Annotated in this window: 20 protein-coding genes; 9 read left to right on the plus strand and 11 right to left on the minus strand. The window is 51.6% G+C overall.

Annotated features, from left to right (window positions below; genetic code table 11):
- The first annotated feature begins 4 nt into the window (after positions 1-4).
- Together PSAB_RS13325 and PSAB_RS13330 are read left to right on the plus strand one after the other, a co-directional pair.
- Entirely contained in the window at positions 5-733 is a 729-nt protein-coding gene (locus PSAB_RS13325; protein ID WP_025335078.1) for an AzlC family ABC transporter permease, read from the plus strand.
- Positions 724-1056 (plus strand): AzlD domain-containing protein, encoded by a 333-nt coding sequence (locus PSAB_RS13330; protein WP_025335079.1) that lies wholly within the window; start codon positions 724-726, stop codon positions 1054-1056. The genes PSAB_RS13325 and PSAB_RS13330 overlap by 10 nt, the downstream gene beginning before the upstream one ends.
- A gap of 30 nt (positions 1057-1086) precedes the next feature.
- On the opposite strand, the gene PSAB_RS13335 is transcribed toward PSAB_RS13330, so the two are convergent.
- Positions 1087-1947 carry a DUF421 domain-containing protein gene (locus tag PSAB_RS13335; protein ID WP_025335080.1) on the minus strand — a complete coding sequence of 287 codons (861 nt, stop codon included), beginning with the start codon at positions 1945-1947 and terminating at the stop codon, positions 1087-1089.
- Between the two features lie 194 nt (positions 1948-2141).
- Here PSAB_RS13335 and PSAB_RS13340 point away from each other — a divergent pair, with 194 nt between their 5' ends.
- On the plus strand, positions 2142-2348 hold the full coding sequence (locus PSAB_RS13340; protein ID WP_025335081.1) for a DUF1657 domain-containing protein: 207 nt from the start codon (positions 2142-2144) through the stop codon (positions 2346-2348).
- 66 nt (positions 2349-2414) lie between these two features.
- Here the strand turns inward: PSAB_RS13340 and PSAB_RS13345 are convergent, their stop codons facing one another.
- The 3 genes from PSAB_RS13345 to PSAB_RS13355 form a co-directional block, all read right to left on the minus strand.
- Positions 2415-3149 (minus strand): M15 family metallopeptidase, encoded by a 735-nt coding sequence (locus PSAB_RS13345; RefSeq protein ID WP_025335082.1) that lies wholly within the window; start codon positions 3147-3149, stop codon positions 2415-2417.
- Complete coding sequence (locus PSAB_RS24605) at positions 3142-4122, minus strand: hypothetical protein (RefSeq protein ID WP_025335083.1); 981 nt, start codon at positions 4120-4122, stop codon at positions 3142-3144. The genes PSAB_RS13345 and PSAB_RS24605 overlap by 8 nt, the downstream gene beginning before the upstream one ends.
- A 141-nt stretch (positions 4123-4263) precedes the next feature.
- Positions 4264-5676, minus strand: a complete 1413-nt coding sequence (locus PSAB_RS13355) for a DHA2 family efflux MFS transporter permease subunit (RefSeq protein WP_051529858.1) — start codon at positions 5674-5676, stop codon at positions 4264-4266.
- Between the two features lie 207 nt (positions 5677-5883).
- On the opposite strand from PSAB_RS13355, the gene PSAB_RS13360 reads away from it, so the two are divergent.
- Complete coding sequence (locus PSAB_RS13360; protein WP_025335085.1) at positions 5884-6318, plus strand: DUF4395 domain-containing protein; 435 nt, start codon at positions 5884-5886, stop codon at positions 6316-6318.
- A 65-nt stretch (positions 6319-6383) separates the two neighbouring features.
- Here PSAB_RS13360 and PSAB_RS13365 read toward each other — a convergent pair whose 3' ends face one another.
- The 3 genes from PSAB_RS13365 to PSAB_RS13375 all read right to left on the minus strand — a co-directional run bounded on the left by PSAB_RS13365 (position 6384) and on the right by PSAB_RS13375 (position 8614).
- Entirely contained in the window at positions 6384-6914 is a 531-nt protein-coding gene (locus tag PSAB_RS13365; RefSeq protein ID WP_025335086.1) for a hypothetical protein, read from the minus strand.
- 62 nt (positions 6915-6976) lie between these two features.
- Positions 6977-8323 carry an FtsW/RodA/SpoVE family cell cycle protein gene (locus PSAB_RS13370; protein WP_025335087.1) on the minus strand — a complete coding sequence of 449 codons (1347 nt, stop codon included), beginning with the start codon at positions 8321-8323 and terminating at the stop codon, positions 6977-6979.
- Positions 8324-8614 (minus strand): PadR family transcriptional regulator, encoded by a 291-nt coding sequence (locus PSAB_RS13375; protein ID WP_226991709.1) that lies wholly within the window; start codon positions 8612-8614, stop codon positions 8324-8326.
- A gap of 472 nt (positions 8615-9086) precedes the next feature.
- Between PSAB_RS13375 and PSAB_RS13380 the strand changes: the two genes are divergently transcribed.
- From PSAB_RS13380 to PSAB_RS13400, 5 genes are read left to right on the plus strand one after another with little or no spacing between them, the layout of a single operon-like run.
- Positions 9087-9665 carry a CD3073 family putative ECF transporter S component gene (locus tag PSAB_RS13380; protein WP_025335089.1) on the plus strand — a complete coding sequence of 193 codons (579 nt, stop codon included), beginning with the start codon at positions 9087-9089 and terminating at the stop codon, positions 9663-9665.
- The gene (locus tag PSAB_RS13385) at positions 9655-10200 is read left to right on the plus strand and encodes a CD3072 family TudS-related putative desulfidase (RefSeq protein WP_025335090.1); all 546 of its coding nucleotides are present in this window, start codon (positions 9655-9657) and stop codon (positions 10198-10200) included. Before PSAB_RS13380 ends, PSAB_RS13385 begins: the two co-directional genes overlap by 11 nt.
- Positions 10197-11039: an ATP-binding cassette domain-containing protein gene (locus PSAB_RS13390; RefSeq protein WP_025335091.1), complete on the plus strand. Its 843-nt coding sequence runs from the start codon at positions 10197-10199 to the stop codon at positions 11037-11039. The genes PSAB_RS13385 and PSAB_RS13390 overlap by 4 nt, the downstream gene beginning before the upstream one ends.
- The gene (locus PSAB_RS13395; protein ID WP_025335092.1) at positions 11024-11905 is read left to right on the plus strand and encodes an ATP-binding cassette domain-containing protein; all 882 of its coding nucleotides are present in this window, start codon (positions 11024-11026) and stop codon (positions 11903-11905) included. Before PSAB_RS13390 ends, PSAB_RS13395 begins: the two co-directional genes overlap by 16 nt.
- An 11-nt stretch (positions 11906-11916) precedes the next feature.
- Positions 11917-12708 (plus strand): energy-coupling factor transporter transmembrane component T family protein, encoded by a 792-nt coding sequence (locus PSAB_RS13400; protein WP_025335093.1) that lies wholly within the window; start codon positions 11917-11919, stop codon positions 12706-12708.
- Positions 12709-12767: 59 nt separating this feature from the next.
- On the opposite strand, the gene PSAB_RS13405 is transcribed toward PSAB_RS13400, so the two are convergent.
- The 4 genes from PSAB_RS13405 to PSAB_RS13420 form a co-directional block, all read right to left on the minus strand.
- On the minus strand, positions 12768-13553 hold the full coding sequence (locus tag PSAB_RS13405; protein WP_025335094.1) for an ABC transporter permease: 786 nt from the start codon (positions 13551-13553) through the stop codon (positions 12768-12770).
- A gap of 7 nt (positions 13554-13560) precedes the next feature.
- A complete protein-coding gene (locus tag PSAB_RS13410) occupies positions 13561-14355 on the minus strand; it encodes an ABC transporter permease (RefSeq protein ID WP_025335095.1) in 795 nt (264 codons plus the stop codon).
- 85 nt (positions 14356-14440) lie between these two features.
- Positions 14441-15493 (minus strand): ABC transporter ATP-binding protein, encoded by a 1053-nt coding sequence (locus PSAB_RS13415; RefSeq protein ID WP_025335096.1) that lies wholly within the window; start codon positions 15491-15493, stop codon positions 14441-14443.
- Positions 15494-15579: 86 nt separating this feature from the next.
- On the minus strand, positions 15580-16359 hold the full coding sequence (locus PSAB_RS13420; protein WP_025335097.1) for a GTP cyclohydrolase II: 780 nt from the start codon (positions 16357-16359) through the stop codon (positions 15580-15582).
- Between the last annotated feature and the right edge of the window lie 133 nt (positions 16360-16492).

The following is a 16492-nucleotide window of genomic DNA, read 5'->3' on the forward strand; positions in this document are numbered from 1 at the left end:
GAAAATGGAAACAACCCGGGCACAGACTGCCGGGAGCCGCACGAATGAAGATAGCTTTATTACGGGTGTCAAAGACTGCCTGCCTACTCTGCTCGGCTATTTGAGCATCGGGTTTGCGGCGGGCGTCGTAGAGAAGACGGCGGGGTTAAGCCTTGCGGAGATTATCCTGATGTCTCTTGTGCTCTATGCCGGTTCCGCCCAGTTTATCGCCGCGGGGATGATTGCCATGGGCAGTCCGTCAGCCGGCATCATCATTACGATTCTGTTCGTCAATCTGCGGCATCTTCTGCTCAGCGCAGCCATATCGCCTTACTTCCGGCATTTAACGCCTATGCGCAACCTGCTAGTCGGTGTGCTGCTCACAGATGAGACTTTTGGCGTCGCCATTAACGAAGCGGCCAAGCGCAAGAGCATCAGCGAGAAATGGATGCACGGGCTGAATGTCACTGCTTATCTGAATTGGTGCGCTGCCAATATCGCCGGTGCCCTTCTCGGACAGTGGATTACAAGCCCCGAGAAATTCGGGCTTGATTATGCGCTGCCGGCCATGTTTATCGGTCTGCTGGTGCTCTCGATAATCAGCCGGCGCGCTTTTCGGACGGATATCGTTGTCGGTCTGGCTGCGGCCGCCGTGGCGATCGGCGTATCCCTGTGGGTCTCTCCAACCGTGGGGGTTATAGCGGCAACCGTCCTGGCGGCAACGATCGGAATGGCGGTGGAACGATGGAAATAAGAAGTGAAATCCTGTGGATTATTCTCGGTTCGGCTGCCGTTACCGTGATCCCGCGCGTGCTGCCCTTAATGGTGCTCAGCCGTTTTAAGCTTCCGGACTGGAGCATGCGGTGGCTGAATCATGTGCCGGTGTCCATTATGGCTGCTCTGGTGGCTCAGGAGCTGCTTTTGGAGGATGGCAAGCTAGCCCCGCTGGCAACCAATACGGAGCTGTTCGCGGCGGTTCCCGCTTTTCTCGTCGCCATCTTTACGCGCAGCCTGCTCGGGACTGTGACCGTGGGCATCGTGTCGCTTATGCTGCTGCGTCTGGTGCTGCCGGGTTAACCGCTCATAGTAAGAACCGCTCACCCCGCACTACGTGCGGAGGAGCGGCTTCAGGTCTGCAATCACTTGCTGAAGCTGGGACGAGCACTGCTCGTACAGCTTTTTGGCGTCTTGTCTATCCGAGGCCAGTCCGAACAGTTCCAGATCGGCTTCGCATTTTTTAAGCAGGGCGTAGACCTGCGGCTTCTCCTGAGGCTGAGGAACCTGAACGTTATCAGCGTACAAATCGACGGTCAAATCCCCGTAAGAATCTACCTGGCCCAGGAAAATATCCTGCAGGTTAAGCTGCTGTTTCTCCAGTTCATCCATCAGCCATTTTGGCGTTTTTCCCATCATATCGAGCGGTTCTGGCATCAGCTTCCCGTCCATAATGACCGCTTGCGTTTCTTTCTCCGGAGCGACCTTGATTCCCAAATGCTTCGGAGTGAGCGGCTGATTCTCACGATTAAGCAGTACATTGATCTGTCCAGTCGTTTCCATAATCGCAAATTCGACGTCGGCTACCTTGAATACATCCTTGCCCCGAAGCTGCTCCAGCAGATCGTCCGTAGTCAGGCGCTCTTTTTTGAGGTTTTCTTCCAAAACCTTGCCGTTCTTGATTAGTACGGTCGCTTTGAAATCGATGAAGTCTCTGGCTTTCTTGCTTTTAAGCTGCAGATACTCGATTCCAAAGGAGATGGCGACCCATACCAGAATTGCAATCATGCCCAAATGCCAGTTCTTATCTGTATCGAGCGAGATATAGGCCGCCAAACTGCCAAGGGTAATCCCCGTAATATATTCGAAGAAAGAAAGCTGGGATACCTGTCTTTTGCCAAGTATCTTTGTCAACAGAAACAACACGACCACAGCGAATATGGTCCGAAAAATAACCTCCAGCCAAGTCGGCATTACAGCGCCCTCCCTTTGTTGTGCATGCAAATCCTAACCAAATTCATTATGGCTCAAAGCGCCGGAACCTATCCGAAATACGTCTGTTCTTTTTTGGAAAATCTGGAATTGGACTAATGCATAATCGGAGCTTGAGGCGCAAATATTAGCGTGGTGCATCACAATTAATCATTAGAATACAGGAGGAATTGACGATGACTGTAGCTTCAGATGTTAAAACTTGCCTTTCATCATTAAAAAGCGCTCAAGCAAGCCTTGAGCAGTTCGCATTGAGCACTCAGAATCAAGACGCCAAAACGCTGTTTACCTCTGCTGCACAACAAACCCAGCAAATCGTGCAACAGGTGGAAGACCGCGTTCAGCAGCTTGAGAAGGAAGAACCTCAATACCGCGGATTCTAAGTCAACGGAGCAGAAAAAGGCCTCATTCTCCACGAAGCTGTGGGAGTGAGGCCTTCGTTCATTTTACTACTCAACATCAAAATCAAAATACCGGCCGGGAAAAGGCTCATTCACTAGCGTAAAATGCCACCATTCCTTGCTGTATCCCTTGAAGCCGTGCTTATTCATGACTTCCTTCAGAAGTCTTCGATTGGCCTGCTGCGCTGCGGTGATCTGCGGCGATTGATAATACGAGAGACTACCGAAAAAATCATGCGGCCCACCCATATCAACCAGCTTGCCGGTCTTCAGGCTTACGAGCGTTAAATCGACGGTACTGCCTCTGCTGTGTCCCGATTTGGAAGCGATAAATCCAAGCTTGAACAGATTCTTTTTCTCGAGCCGGGGGTAGTATTGCCGCTTCATTTTAATGTCTGCCGCATCCTTCGACCACTGGATAAAATCATTGACCGCCTTCTGCGGACGGTACGCATCGTAAATTTTGATCGCATAGCCCTTTGGCTTCAGCTCATCGCTGACCGCCTTTAACGCTGTGGCCGCCTGCTTCGTCAAAATGGCGTAAGGCGCATGATAACCGGCGATCCGCCGTCCTACAAAATTGTTCTCGCCGTAATAGCGGATATCGAACCGGGCGCCCGGAATGACCTCATCCACATAGACGAAGCTGCCGGGAAAAGGATACTGCTTGACGGCTTTTTTTGCCGCCGCATTCACCTCAAGAGCCGTATTCCAGCCGCCGGGTAACGTGATCACCGTAAATAACACAAAAAGCGCCAACGGCAGAATCATCCGCTTAACCATTCTGAATGAAATTCCTCAAAAGTTTCTCAATGTTCCCGTTCCATTTATCCCCGCTCGCATCCAGCATACCCAGCACGCTCTGGATCGTCTTCAGAACACTGCTGTCTTCCGCCCCGTTCAGCACCGCTTTCTCATACGCATGTTTCAGCTCGGGATCGATTGCAGTCGGTTCGCCTTGGGCTCCGTATTGATAGGCTGGAGTATTGTTGGAGCCGTAGAACACGAAGGTTTCCATCAGCTTCAGCTTTTCCTTCACCACTGCGGTACGATTGGATGTTGGATATGCCTTTACAAAAGCCTCCAGTGCAAGCGTCCGGTTAATCAGCTCATTCCAAGGAATAATAATGGCCGCGTCGCTCAGTGCAGGCTTGTTGGAATCTGTAGCCATAAGGTCAATATAGGCGGCGATGTCTTTTGCTATATAAGGCTTGAAATATTTGAAGCCCTCGTAATGCATGACGGGGTAGTACATACCTTCGCTGGTCTCCAGCTTGTAGCCGTAACCGTAGGACTCGGTCAATAAGCTGCGGACTCTGTTATCCGTAATATACTTAAGCAAGCTGCTGTAAGTGAGTCCCGTCTCCTTCCCTCCTTTGCGGTACGCAGCGTCAATTGCTTTCTGAACCTTTTCCGGGAAGAACTTTTCCGAAAAAACGTTCAGTCTCGCCTTCTGCGCATTTTCCAGTTGAAGCACCATGACAGTGGCGCGCCAAGAATCGGCTCGTTTGAGATTGTTGAGCAGATAATTACGTGCCTGGATCAGGCTGTACGGCGTTTTGGCCGAATTTTTCAAGTATTTCTGGAATTGATTATACACGCCTAACGATTGCTCGGAGGTTACAGCTGCCGCGGCCGGCGCAGCCGATACTGACTGTGCGATTGCAGCTGAGCCGCCTCCCGTTCCCAAAATGATGGCCAGCCCAAGCAGGGCACTTCTTTTTATTTTTGCGGAAGATTGACCTAGCGTATTCATATACACCCTTCTTTCCAAGCTGTTTGTGTAAAGTCCATATACCCTCTGGACGCGCACCAGCACCAATTTGTTGCATAAAATCTGGAGAAAGGTAAAAGCCCCCCGGCATTGGCCGAAGGGCTTCAAGCGATCAAAGCTTTGCTAGTGCATGGCGCCTTCCTGCGGATGGCGGACGGCTACACGCTTCAGGAAGAAGGCGAGGATTAAGCCGGCGAGGGTCAGCGACATGGCGAAAATAAAGGAGTGCTGGACCCCCTGCGTAAAGGCAGCCAGCTGTTGGGCCGGGTCCTGCGGATTCTCCACACTCTTCAGATAGCTGTTCGTGCCGGCCGTCATGATGCTGATCGCAAGCGCGGTGCCTATAGCTCCTGCTACTTGCTGAAGCGTGTTCATGATGGCTGTGCCGTGTGGATAAAGCTCAAGCGGAAGCTGGTTGATGCCGTTCGTCTGGGCCGGCATGAACACCATCGATATCCCGATCATCAGCGCGCTGTGCAGCACGATCACGAACGCCACGGCGGAAGCCGTGTTAATGCCCGAGAACAGCCACAGCGTGGCGGCGACAACGGCCAATCCCGGAATGACCAGCCATTTCGGGCCGAATTTGTCGAACAGCTTGCCCATTAGCGGCGAAAACAAGCCGTTAATCAATCCGCCCGGAAGAAGGATCAGACCGGCCTTGAACGCGCTGTACCCCTGTCCGTTAATCAAATACAGCGGCAGAATCAGCATGGCGGCCAAAATGACAATCATACAGACAAAGATCAACAGCAGTCCCACGACAAACATCGGATACTTGAATACTTTAAGATCCATTAGCGGCTGTTTCATTGTAAGCTGGCGCCAGACGAACAGAATCAGCGCAAACGCTCCTGCCGCGATGGCAATCCATACTTTAAGGCTGTTCCAGCCGTCTTCTTCTCCGGCGCTGCTGAAGCCGAACACGACACCGCCAAAGCCGACGGAAGACAGAAGAATCGACAGCCAGTCGATGGCTGGCTTGGTCACTTTCGTAATATTTTGCATAAAGACCATCCCAAAAATCAGGGCAATCACAAGAAACGGCAGCGACATCCAGAAAATCCAGTGCCAGCTCAGTCTCTCGATAAGGAGTCCTGCTATTGTCGGACCGGTAGCGGGGGCCACCATAATGACAAGCCCAATCATCCCCATTGCCGCGCCTCTTTCTTCAGCCGGAATCAGTACCAAAATCGTATTGAACATGAGCGGCAGCAGAAGCGCCGTTCCCATAGCCTGTACGACACGTGCGATCAGCAGAAATTCAAAGTTTGGCGAGGAGGCGGCCAGAGCCGTTCCAATTATGGAAAATAACAAGGACGCGATAAACAATTGCCTAGTCGTGAACCGTTGAATCAGCAATCCCGAGAGGGGAACCAGAATTCCCAGCGTCAGCAAGTATGCGGTGGTCAGCCACTGCGCCGTAGTCGGCGTAATATTCAAGGCTTTCATCAAGTCGCTGAGCGCGACATTAAGCGCCGTTTCACTGAACATGCCGATAAAGCCGCTTAGCAGCAGCGAAACCAGGATCGGCATTTTCCTGACCCTTTCCTTGTTAATATCTGTTGATGATATCGTATTTTCCACACCTAATCCTCCTATTTCTCTGTATTATCACCTATATTATAACAGTTGGTCTCCATAACAAAACTATAAATTTAAACTAAAAGCAAATGGATTTTTCTTTCAAAAAATGGACGTTGCTATTATACTTATATTATTCCAATACGCGAGGTGGGTATTATGGCCGATACTTCAAGGGGGATTCCCAGACCACTGGTCCGGGTCAACCAATTGGTTATCGTTTTGTCGGTGCTTCTGACCTGGTTTACCGGCTTTTACTGGTTTCTGGCTGTGCCGCTGGCCGCAGGGCTGCTCGGTCTGATTTTTCGTTACAATCCTATTATCAAGTTATCCGCCCGGTTTCTGCGCAAGGACCGCTCCGCCTATGTTCTCGAAGATGAGGAGCAGCAGCAGTTCAATCAAACGATCGCCGTCATCTGTCTGGCTGCCGGACTGGCCAGCTATCTTGGAGGCTGGTTAACAGCGGCGTATATCTTCACCGCTATTGTAGGAACCGCCGCCCTGGTCGCAATTCTCGGTTTCTGCATCGGCTGCTTCATCCATTATCAATGGAAAATGTACTTGTACCGACGCCGGCAGGGCAGCTCCCACTAACCAGCCGTACCATGAAGAAACAGCCCGCACTTCACGCTGAAACCAGTCGTGTGTACGGGCTGTTTTTACTCATCTTCGCCTGCTACCGACCAGCGGTGGCTGAACTTTTCCAGGCGGGGATGCAGGGCTTGCGGTTTCTCCGAAAGCAGCAGACGCAGATTCTTGATCCATTCTTCGAATGACGAGAACGATGCAAAGAGATTGGCCGTCTCCGGCGTGAGATACAGAAAATGCGGCCCCGGATACCGCTCGGTCAAATGACGCAGCGCGGCGTCGATGGGCGTATACTTTTTCCGCTTGCCCTCCCAGTTCTCCACGGTGATGGATGAAGCACCCTGCTCTCTTTTCCAATCGTGCAGCCGGTCTTCGCGCTTATAATAAGAGCTTACGGGTTCCTTGGACATTCTGCGCACCGTCTCCTCATGCAGAGGATAAAGCACCAGCTTGCCGAAGTTCTTGTCCCGTGTGGTCTGCGCCGCCGCCCTCAGTTCCTCATCAGTTGTATGTTCGAAGGAATCGTAATAGATTAACGTCCCTCTGCGCTTCTCCGCCGGCGGCTCGTAGCCGTAGGGCACATGCTGTACTTCCCGTCCCATTGGTATACCTCCCGGATTGTTTGATTATTTATTTTAGCATTTCCTATTATGACATGGGATATCTAATAATTCTTGCTGAATGAGACAGAGGAGCCGAGCATGAGATCTTTTCTGCGATACACGCTGAGCAGCAGCCCCAGTGCACCGTATTCCATCAGGAGATGACTTCCGCCATAGCTGATAAAAGGCAGCGGCAAGCCGATGATTACGATGTGTCCGCTTAATTTGAGCACTCCGTACACGAGCTGAACGGCAAGAATCAGCGCAATGCCAGCAATCAAGGCTTTTCCGTAAGTGTCACGCACAGAGACCCAGGCTTGTATGGTTCGTACAACAAACCAAAGAATGAGCCCCACAAGGAAGAGACCTGCCCCCCATCCAAAGCTGTAGATCAAATACGGAAACAGCATGTCGGAATATACGGAAGGAAGCTGATCGTTGGCCGTTCCGAATCCGCGCCCCCACCATCCGGCGGAAGCGATAGCCTCGCTCAGTGTAGTCTGATAATATCCTGCGCCTTCAGCGAACTTTGCCGGATTTAGCGCAGCAGAGATTTTATCGTAATAATAATGCGTATTCCATGCAGCCCATAATCCCGACGCTGTCGCCACCGCAGCCAAAAGAACAACTCTTTTCCATTTACCGGATAACCAGGCGTACAGAATGAGGGACACACCTGCAAAAAGAGCCAATTCCGGCAGGATATGCCCCCGCCAATAAATAAGACAAGGTACTCCGATCAACGGTATCGCCCTCCAGCCATTGATTAGAGACTCTCTGCCATTCTTCGGAAATCCGTCGCCCGCCCAGATTCCTGCCAGTGCGATAATAAGCAGATATGGACTCCAGCCCATCACATCGATAGCGAAATGTAAAGGAAGAACCAACCATCGTTTAATCCCGTTCACCATGGTCCCGCTGAATTGGACAGCCAGCATACCCGCCAATGTCAGGAAGTAGAGCGGCCATGATAGGCTTCTCAGTTTGCGATAGTCCAAAAGTGACAGTACCAGCATCACCATCAACGCCATGCACACATATACAAGATGATTTTCCCCGAACTGGGGAAGGGCTGTATTCATTCGAGTACCCGTGTAAGAGGATGCGCTCAAAGAGAACATCCCAATAATTCCGCTTCCTGCAAACAACAAAGCTCCCGCCAGCAGCCCCCAATTGATTCTCGGCCTATGTATGCGATTAAGGCTCTTTCCAACGGCTTCGGGATCACCCATCTGCTGCATCGCCCATTGGACAGCTTCCTCACGTTCCCAGCCTTGACTCTCCCTCTCATCCGCCAGATCCACCAAATGACTGCCGAGTTCCCTGCGAAGTTCCGGGTGTATAGCCCGCGCTCTTACTTGAGTGCACACTTGTTTAAGATATGGACTCATCTCATGATAATCCTTCACTCATACTCCCCCTTCCCCAATCACGGAATCGACGGCATTGCGGAACAATGCCCACTCCGTTTTCTTCTGGTTTAGTACTCTGCTCCCCATGTCCGTTATCCGGTAATACTTTCTGTTCCGGCCGTTTACAGACTGCCAATAAGCTTCGACCCAGCCTTCGGATTCCATACTGTGCAGAATCGGATAGAGCGTTCCTTCTTTTAGGGAAAACACCCCTTCAGACCGGCGTTCCAATTCCCGAAGCATCTCATACCCGTACAGCGGCTGACGGCTCAGAAGCGTAAGAAGCATTGTGCCAGTGCTGCCTTTCATGAGTTCCTTGTTCAGTTTAATTGCCCTCCCCTCCTTACAAGAATCTCAATGTAATGTACATTTTTACCAGTTATTATACCTATAATCACTATGCATAGCAAATCTATGTATCATATTAAAATTGAGTGAGATTTAGCGCGATATTTAAGACAAGTTCATTTTAATTAATCACATTAAACAAACCCCTCACATCACCCGCAGCATCCCATAAATATCGAGCCCAATCGCGATTCTTCCTCGTTTGCTCCCAATTAATTAATGTAATTAAGTTATTTTATTAATGCCATTAATTCATTGGAGTACAGCTTTCTAAGCATTCATTCGTTGGCATTTTATCTATTAAAATTGAATATAATTCCATTGACATATTGAAGAATCGCCATACAATAAAATCTATTCCTATTTATCCGATTGGTTTATGGGAGTAAACAATCATACTAGGAGGTACATAATGAATCAAAGAACGCTAGTCATTACACTTGGGGCGCTGGCCGTCGCCATTAATGTGGTTGCAGGCACGGTCGTAAGCAATCTGAAAATTCCTTTCCTGTTTCTGGACACGGTGGGCACCATCTTTATCGCCGCTATATTCGGACCGCTCTGGGGCGCTCTGGTTGGCCTTCTGACGAATCTGGTGCTCGGTGTCACATCCGGATACACCGCTATTCCCTTTGCCCTTGTCAATGTGATCGTCGGTTTGGTCGTCGGTTATTCGGCCCGCAAGAACGGATACCGCTTCTCTTCTGCCTTAATCTCCGGCATTGTGCTTGGTCTCCTGTGCCCGATCGTTGGTACTATTATTGCCGTCGGTTTGTTCGGCGGATTTACCGGAGGCGTTCAGGACGTGGCTGTACTCTGGCTGAAGCAGGCTGGAACGAGTCTGTTCGCCGCCGCATTCCTTCCACGCCTTGGAGAAAATCTCATCGATAAAATTCTGTCAGCCCTTCTGGTTTACTATATTGTGAAAAACTTGCCGCAATCCTTAATAAACCCTCGCGGTTACAAGAAACGGAATAGCCATGTTGCGTAGCAAACAATTAATCGTCGCCTCCCATTGCGTCATTAACCAAAATGCCGTCGTGAAAGAAGAAGCTCGTAGTCCCGGCATAATGAAAGCGGCTGTGGATTGGAGCCACGAGAAGGGTTATGGCATATTTCAATTACCCTGCCCTGAGTTCACCTTTCTCGGACCGGAGCGGCCTCCAATGACCGTGGAGGAATACGATACCCCGGAGTTTCACGCCCACAACCGCCGGATTTTACTGCCGGCCTTTGAACAGCTGAAGGTGTATCAGGATCACGGGTACACCATAGTCGGGGGTCTCGGTATTGCCGGCAGCCCCTCCTGCGATCCTGGAAAAGGCGTGTTTATGCGCGACTTCCTGGAGCTCGCGGCGGAAAACGGCGTAACTATCGATTTTTTCTGGCAAATTCCCAACACGGCCGATGGAATCTTCGATCCGGACAATGACAACAGCGTATTCGGTCCGGTCACAGCAGGACAACAGGAAGATCTACATAAGAAGTCTGCTGGCACAAAGAGCAAAGAAGGCAATCAGATATGATCGACATTGAAGGCGTAACCTTTTATTATTATGAACCCGCAGAATCGGAAACGGACGCTGGCCATAGGCCGGCTGTTTCCAACGTCTCTCTTGCTATTGAGCCTGGTGAATTTGTAGCTTTTCTGGGACGCAACGGGTCCGGTAAATCATCGTTGTCCCATCTGCTTAACGGCATTGAGCTTCCGACCATGGGTAAGGTTCTTGTAGAAGGCCGCATGACTGCAGACCGGAACGAGCTTCATGACATTCGGCGGGCCGTGCAAATTGTATTTCAGAATCCCAAGAATCAGCAGGTCGGAATTACCGTGGGCGAAGATATCGCGTTCGGTCTGTCCAATATCGGCTGGCCGCAGGAGGATATCGCCCGGCGGATCGCTTGGGCCATAAAGCTAGTGGGACTGGATGCCGATGAAGACCGCCCTGTAACCCATCTGTCGGGTGGGGAAAAGCAAAAGCTTGCCCTGGCAGCGGTTCTGGCGCTGGCCCCCCGCTGTCTCATTCTCGATGAGGCCACTTCCATGCTTGATCCCGTGGCACGGCGCCAGTTCGTCGAGGCGTTGAACAAGGTCCGCAAGGAATATCATGTAACCTTGATTTACATTACACACCATCTGGAAGAAGTGATGGATGCGGATCGCTGGTTCCTTTTTCAAGACGGTAAAGTTGTCGCTACCGGGACTCCGGCCGAGCTGGAGCTGAATTCCGCCCTACTCAAGGAATGCGGGTTGGAGCTGCCGTATTTCAGGCAGTTGGCGATACAGCTTCGGGGTCACGGTATTCCCGTATCCGCAAAGCTGAGCGCGGAAGAATTGCGAGGATTATTATGCAAATCCGGTTAAACCATGTTAGTTTCAGCTATATAAAGGGGCGTAGAAAGAAGCCGCATAACGGTCCATGGGTACTTCAGGATCTTAGCGTGACTGTGGAAAGCGGTGAAATGCTGGCTATTGCCGGAAAGTCCGGAGAAGGCAAATCGACGTTTCTGCAGCTGCTGAAAGGCTTTATCGCCCCTTCGTCCGGAACGATTCTGCTGGACGGCACCGATCCTCATCTCAATCGCCGGCCGGAGCTGTTCGACCGGATCGGCTTTATTTTTCAATATCCGGAGCATCAGCTGTTCGCGGCTACGGTCTTTGATGATATTGCATTCGGGCTCCGTCACCGGAAGCTGGCTCCTGACGTTCAGGAGGAGAAAGTTCGCAAAGCTATGGCAGCGGTGGAGCTGGATTACGAAGCATTCAAGGACCGCAGTCCTTTCGAGCTCAGCGGAGGTGAGAAACGGCGCGTGGCAATAGCGGGAGTCGTTGTGCTGGAGCCCGAAGTGCTGATACTGGATGAGCCGACAGCTGGGCTGGATTGGCAGTCACGGTCCTCCCTCTTCAGACTCCTGCACTCGCTGAACAAAGAAGAGGGGATTACCGTCATATGGGTTAGCCATCAACTGGAGGAAATTCTGGAACATGCCTCCCGCCTACTGGCGCTAAAACAGGGAGCCTTCCTAGCGGACGGCCCACCTTCCCGGCTGCTGTCCGACCCGGATGTCTTAACAGCCTTCGGATGGGAAGAACCTCCCGTTCTTACTGTTTCGCGTCTGCTTAGTGAGATCGGTGCAATTCCCGTGGGGACACTCCTCTCACCGTCTCAAGCGGCCGAAGCCGTGAGCGGCTTCCTGAACCGCCATGAAAATCTGCTGTATAGAAATTGAGGGAATGCTTTATGTCCGTTAATGGTTTCTTGTTGTATCAGAAGAAAAATTCCTGGCTGGAGCGCTGGGACCCGCGGATGAAAATCATAGCTACGTTATTGTTCGGAGCCGCCCTGCTCCTGACGCATCAACCCGCGCTGAAAACAACTCAACTGGCGCTGCTGATCATAATGTGGGGCATTGCACGGCTGTCGTGGAAGATGCTGGCCGTCACGGTGCTCTCTTTGTCGATATTTTTTCTCTCGACGATGATTTACCAGGCTGTGCTTACTCCAGCTCCAGGGGACATTATGTCTGAGTGGGGCTGGCTGCGCTTTTCCTCCGAAGGAGCGCTGAGAGGCGTGATGATGTGCGAGCAGATTGCCGGCATTGTTCTTCTGCTTTCATTGCTCGTCCGGACGACGTCACCAATTATTTTGGCGGAAGGCCTGGAAATTCTGCTAAATCCGCTGAAAAAATGGCGTTTGCCGGTTCATGAAGCCGTCATGATGTTCTCTATTGCGCTGCGGTTTCTTCCGATTCTCATCGAGGAGTTTGATAAAATCCGCAAAGCGCAACTTGCCCGGGGAGGCGGCTTTCATCGCAGAGGAATCGCTTCACGCTTCGGCGGGGTCCTCCCGATGCTGATGCCGCTCTTCGTGATGTCCATCTTGCGCGCCAAGGATCTGGCTGTAGCGATGGAATCCCGCTGCTATCAAGGCGATGAGGGAAGAACACCGATCCGTATTTACCGATTCGGGCTCAGTGACTATGCGGTATTCATCTTTACCGTATTCAACCTGCTTCTTGTATTAATGATATAACAAAAAGAAGCTTCCGGCTTTCACCGGAAGCTTATTCTTCAAGTAACAGGTAGCGGCATTCAAGACCCCGCCCCTTTATAACGACGCACTCCTCGGCTCCACACAAACAAGCCGATGCTGACAGCTATTGCGCCCATGACCGGCGTTAGCAGCGCCATCCGCGTCATCTCTTCCCGCTGAAGGAACAGCCCCGCCGGATAGACGCCAACGAAAGCGAACGGCAAAATCCACGTCAACAGCACCTGAATCGCCCGGTTGTACATCGTCACCGGATAGCGGCCGTAAGACTGGATGTTGTACATCAGCGGAATGATGCCTGTTGGCGCGTCCGAAAAGAATGACAACGCCGTCAGAGTTGTATAGATTCCCATATAAATGCCCGTAGCGCTGATCGTCAGCAGAATTAACGCTGGAATTGTCCACCACTCGAACGGCAGCCCCAAATTCAGGCCGCTTACCGCCATAATAAGCAGTCCGATCAGCGAGCCGATCAGCGAGGGCGGGTCCACATTTTCCAGAAATATCTGAAACAGATTGTGGGCGGGACGCGTTAAAATACGGTCCATTTCCCCTTTAACGATATAACGCTCGCTGAAATTCCACATATTCACGAAACAGGCGAACACACCCCAAGGCACCATGAAGAAGCCGTAGACGAAGACAACCTCGTTCTGACTCCAGCCGGCCAGGCTGTTCGTATGCATAAAGATAACGAAAATAAATACCAGATTCGTCACCTGAAATAAAAGATCCGAGATTACCTCTACCCAAAAATCCGCGCGGTAGGTGAGCCGGGTCTTCATGTAATTTTTCAAATATTCGGACAGCAGTCCCAAATGGTACATCTCTTCATCAACCTCCCTGCACGAACAGACGCTGCCGCGCCGCGCGATATAACCAGAACAGCGGAATCAGCAGAAGCGCAAACCAGATGAGCTGAACGCCAAACACATTCCAAATCCCCACACCCTGCACCCGACCGGTAAAGACAGAGCCCGGCAAATAGGTAATCGCCTGAAACGGCAGCAGTTTGAGAATGGCGGACAGCCAACCCGGGAACAGACTGATCGGAATGATCAGACCGGAGAACAGATCGACGACGACGCGCTTCATGCGCATCAGCCCTTCGTTATTCTCCACGAAAAATGCCAGCAGGCCGGTAATGACGTTAAGCTGTGAATTGATCAGGAAGCTGAAGAAGAGCATAACCAAAAAGCCTGCCCACGCCGCAGGATCATGCGGCAGACGCACCGGAAACAGCAGCATGGCAAGCGCCATGCCAGGGATCATAAACAGCATAAAGCGGAACATTCCCTCTCCGAGACCCTGCATCATTTTGGCAAGCACATAATTGTAGGGCCTGATAAACTGGATGGCAATGCTCCCGTCGCGTATATCGCTCGAGATCTCTCTGTCGAGATTATTGAAATAGAACGCCCTGGCCATCCAGGAGACGGCCACATAAGTCGTCATCTGCGATGCGGTGAAGCCGCCGAGCGACTCCCCCTGCCCGTAAATGGCCTTCCAGGTGAAATAATTGACGCCAATGTTAAGAGAATAGATCAGGATGCCTGTGTAATAGTTCAGCCGGTAAGCCAGCATGGTCAAAAAGCGGATACGGATAAAATCGAAATATGCCTGAAGCAGCAGCCTTCGCTCGGACCTCTTATCCCGCTGTCCTTCCACTCCCGCGTCCCGGTTCCCCCGTGGGGACCCCGCTTCCGAAAGTGCATTAAACATGTCCGGCTCCTTCCCGAGGCAGCCCCGCATTCGCCTCTTCCGCTTTATTCGCGGACCCGGACTGGTAAATACTCCGGACAATATCGTCCGTATTCGTTTCGATGATCTTGATATCCGTAATATCGGCTTGTCCGACGACCCGGCCGAGCACGTCCGATACGTTCAGCTCCAGCGGTATCCACACCGTGGCGGCCAGAGGGTTCTCTGCGGTCCATTTTACAGGCATCCCTTCCGTCAGCAGCTCCAGACGATCAAGCTTCGTGGCGGTTCCGAACTGGAAGGCCACCTCGCGGCCGGTACCCCAGCGCTGCTTCAGCTCCTCGAGCCCGCCGTCATAAATAATGCTTCCGTCATCAAGCATAATCACCCGCGAACACAGTGCCTCAATGTCCTGCAGGTCATGGGTGGTAAGCAGAATCGTCGTACCGTGCTCACGGTTCATATCTTTGAGGAACGAGCGGATTTCTGACTTGACCACAATATCCAGGCCAATCGTCGGTTCGTCAAGAAACACGATGGACGGATTGTGCAGCAGGGCCGCCACCAGCTCGCAGCGCATCCGCTGACCGAGACTTAGCTTGCGGACAGGGCGGTTCAAGAGATCCTGCAGCTCAAGCCTCTCGACCAATTCGTCCAGCCGCTTTTTATAATCGGCCTCATCCACGCGGTACACCTTGCGCAGAAGCTCGAACGATTCGACCACGCCGATATCCCACCAGAGCTGGCTGCGCTGGCCGAACACGACGCCGATGTTGCGGACGAATTTCTCGCGCTCTTCGTAAGGGACGTATCCCCCGACAGTCAGGTGGCCGGAGGTCGGCACCAGGATGCCGGTCAGCATCTTGATCGTCGTTGACTTGCCGGCACCGTTCTCGCCGATATATCCGCAGATTTCTCCCTCCGGAATTTGGAACGAGATATCCTTGACCGCGGCCACTTCGCTGTATTCCCGCTTAAACAAATCAACGAAGGCCCCTTTGAGGCCTCCGCGGTTTTTTTGCACTTTGAAGGTTTTTCGTAAATCTCGTACATCAATAGCCGCCATAATCTACCTCTCATACAATTTAGTTCACTCAAAGGCCATTATAAAGGAACAGGCCCAAAAGCACCACCCTTTAAGGTTGCGGCCCTTTACCGTGCAATCGTTCCCGGCAGCGAATCCCCGTCCTGCGCTTCAAGATGGCCGGAGCGGAGCACTTTCGTGCGCAAATATTTCTCATTAAAAACGGACACATCGCCCCACAGCGGCACCCGTTTCACCGCGTTCATCCCGGCAGCCTTCAAGGCTTTCAGTTTCTTGGGATTGTTCGTGATCAGCGTTACCGGCTTGCTGCGCAGGCGCTGAAGCACGCTGATGGCATCCGTATAGCTTCGGGAATCGTCTTCAAAGCCCAGCTCCAGGTTCGCTTCCACTGTATCAAAGCCTTCTTCCTGCAGAAGGTAAGCCATCGCCTTGCTGAACAGACCGATGCCTCTTCCCTCATGATTGGCCAGATAAAATAGAGCGCCAGAGCCGTTCTCCACGATCATCTTCATCGACTGGTGAAGCTGGTAGCCGCAGTCGCAGCGCTTGCTGCCAAAAATATCACCCGTATGGCAGATACTGTGCATCCGGATCAGCGCGTTGTCGGCATGCTCGAAATCCCCATACACCAGTACGCTGGATTGCTGGCTGTCCGCAAGCTTCATTCCGGCCAGACGGCCAATCAGCTTCTCCGTCATATCTTCACCCGCAAGCTCCTGACGCTCTTCGTCCGTTACATGGAGCCAGCTGTACCACTTGAAAGTCACCGTCTCTCCGTTCAGGTTCACCGGCAGTGTGATCGGCCCGACCAGAATGTTGGCGGAATCGTTCAGATCAATGGTTTGGATTTTATTTTTCAGTATAGATACAATCTCAGGTTTGATCATGAGCGCACCTTCCTCGTTTGTGTAGTTCATTATAATCGGCCGCTCGCAGCAGAGTCGATTTATTTTAAATTCGAGTAACTATTTGTAAGTAAGTTTATCATTGTAATATATATTCGTCAAGTTATAATATATA

Source organism: Paenibacillus sabinae T27, from assembly GCF_000612505.1.
Classification (GTDB): Bacteria; Bacillota; Bacilli; order Paenibacillales; family Paenibacillaceae; genus Paenibacillus_AQ; species Paenibacillus_AQ sabinae.

Excerpts from the sequence above, each read along its gene's own strand:
- PSAB_RS13385 (WP_025335090.1), top strand. The coding sequence starts at position 9,655 with ATGTTGCGTAGCAAACAATTAATCGTCGCCTCCCATTGCGTCATTAAC.
- PSAB_RS13405 (WP_025335094.1), bottom strand. The coding sequence starts at position 13,553 with ATGTACCATTTGGGACTGCTGTCCGAATATTTGAAAAATTACATGAAG.
- PSAB_RS13415 (WP_025335096.1), bottom strand. The coding sequence starts at position 15,493 with ATGGCGGCTATTGATGTACGAGATTTACGAAAAACCTTCAAAGTGCAA.
- PSAB_RS13365 (WP_025335086.1), bottom strand. The coding sequence starts at position 6,914 with ATGGGACGGGAAGTACAGCATGTGCCCTACGGCTACGAGCCGCCGGCG.
- PSAB_RS13335 (WP_025335080.1), bottom strand. The coding sequence starts at position 1,947 with ATGCCGACTTGGCTGGAGGTTATTTTTCGGACCATATTCGCTGTGGTC.
- PSAB_RS13355 (WP_051529858.1), bottom strand. The coding sequence starts at position 5,676 with ATGCCGATCCTGGTTTCGCTGCTGCTAAGCGGCTTTATCGGCATGTTC.
- PSAB_RS24605 (WP_025335083.1), bottom strand. The coding sequence starts at position 4,122 with ATGAATACGCTAGGTCAATCTTCCGCAAAAATAAAAAGAAGTGCCCTG.
- PSAB_RS13330 (WP_025335079.1), top strand. The coding sequence starts at position 724 with ATGGAAATAAGAAGTGAAATCCTGTGGATTATTCTCGGTTCGGCTGCC.
- PSAB_RS13400 (WP_025335093.1), top strand. The coding sequence starts at position 11,917 with ATGTCCGTTAATGGTTTCTTGTTGTATCAGAAGAAAAATTCCTGGCTG.
- PSAB_RS13360 (WP_025335085.1), top strand. The coding sequence starts at position 5,884 with ATGGCCGATACTTCAAGGGGGATTCCCAGACCACTGGTCCGGGTCAAC.
- PSAB_RS13420 (WP_025335097.1), bottom strand. The coding sequence starts at position 16,359 with ATGATCAAACCTGAGATTGTATCTATACTGAAAAATAAAATCCAAACC.
- PSAB_RS13375 (WP_226991709.1), bottom strand. The coding sequence starts at position 8,614 with ATGCTTCTTACGCTTCTGAGCCGTCAGCCGCTGTACGGGTATGAGATG.
- PSAB_RS13390 (WP_025335091.1), top strand. The coding sequence starts at position 10,197 with ATGATCGACATTGAAGGCGTAACCTTTTATTATTATGAACCCGCAGAA.
- PSAB_RS13325 (WP_025335078.1), top strand. The coding sequence starts at position 5 with ATGGAAACAACCCGGGCACAGACTGCCGGGAGCCGCACGAATGAAGAT.
- PSAB_RS13340 (WP_025335081.1), top strand. The coding sequence starts at position 2,142 with ATGACTGTAGCTTCAGATGTTAAAACTTGCCTTTCATCATTAAAAAGC.
- PSAB_RS13395 (WP_025335092.1), top strand. The coding sequence starts at position 11,024 with ATGCAAATCCGGTTAAACCATGTTAGTTTCAGCTATATAAAGGGGCGT.
- PSAB_RS13380 (WP_025335089.1), top strand. The coding sequence starts at position 9,087 with ATGAATCAAAGAACGCTAGTCATTACACTTGGGGCGCTGGCCGTCGCC.
- PSAB_RS13345 (WP_025335082.1), bottom strand. The coding sequence starts at position 3,149 with ATGGTTAAGCGGATGATTCTGCCGTTGGCGCTTTTTGTGTTATTTACG.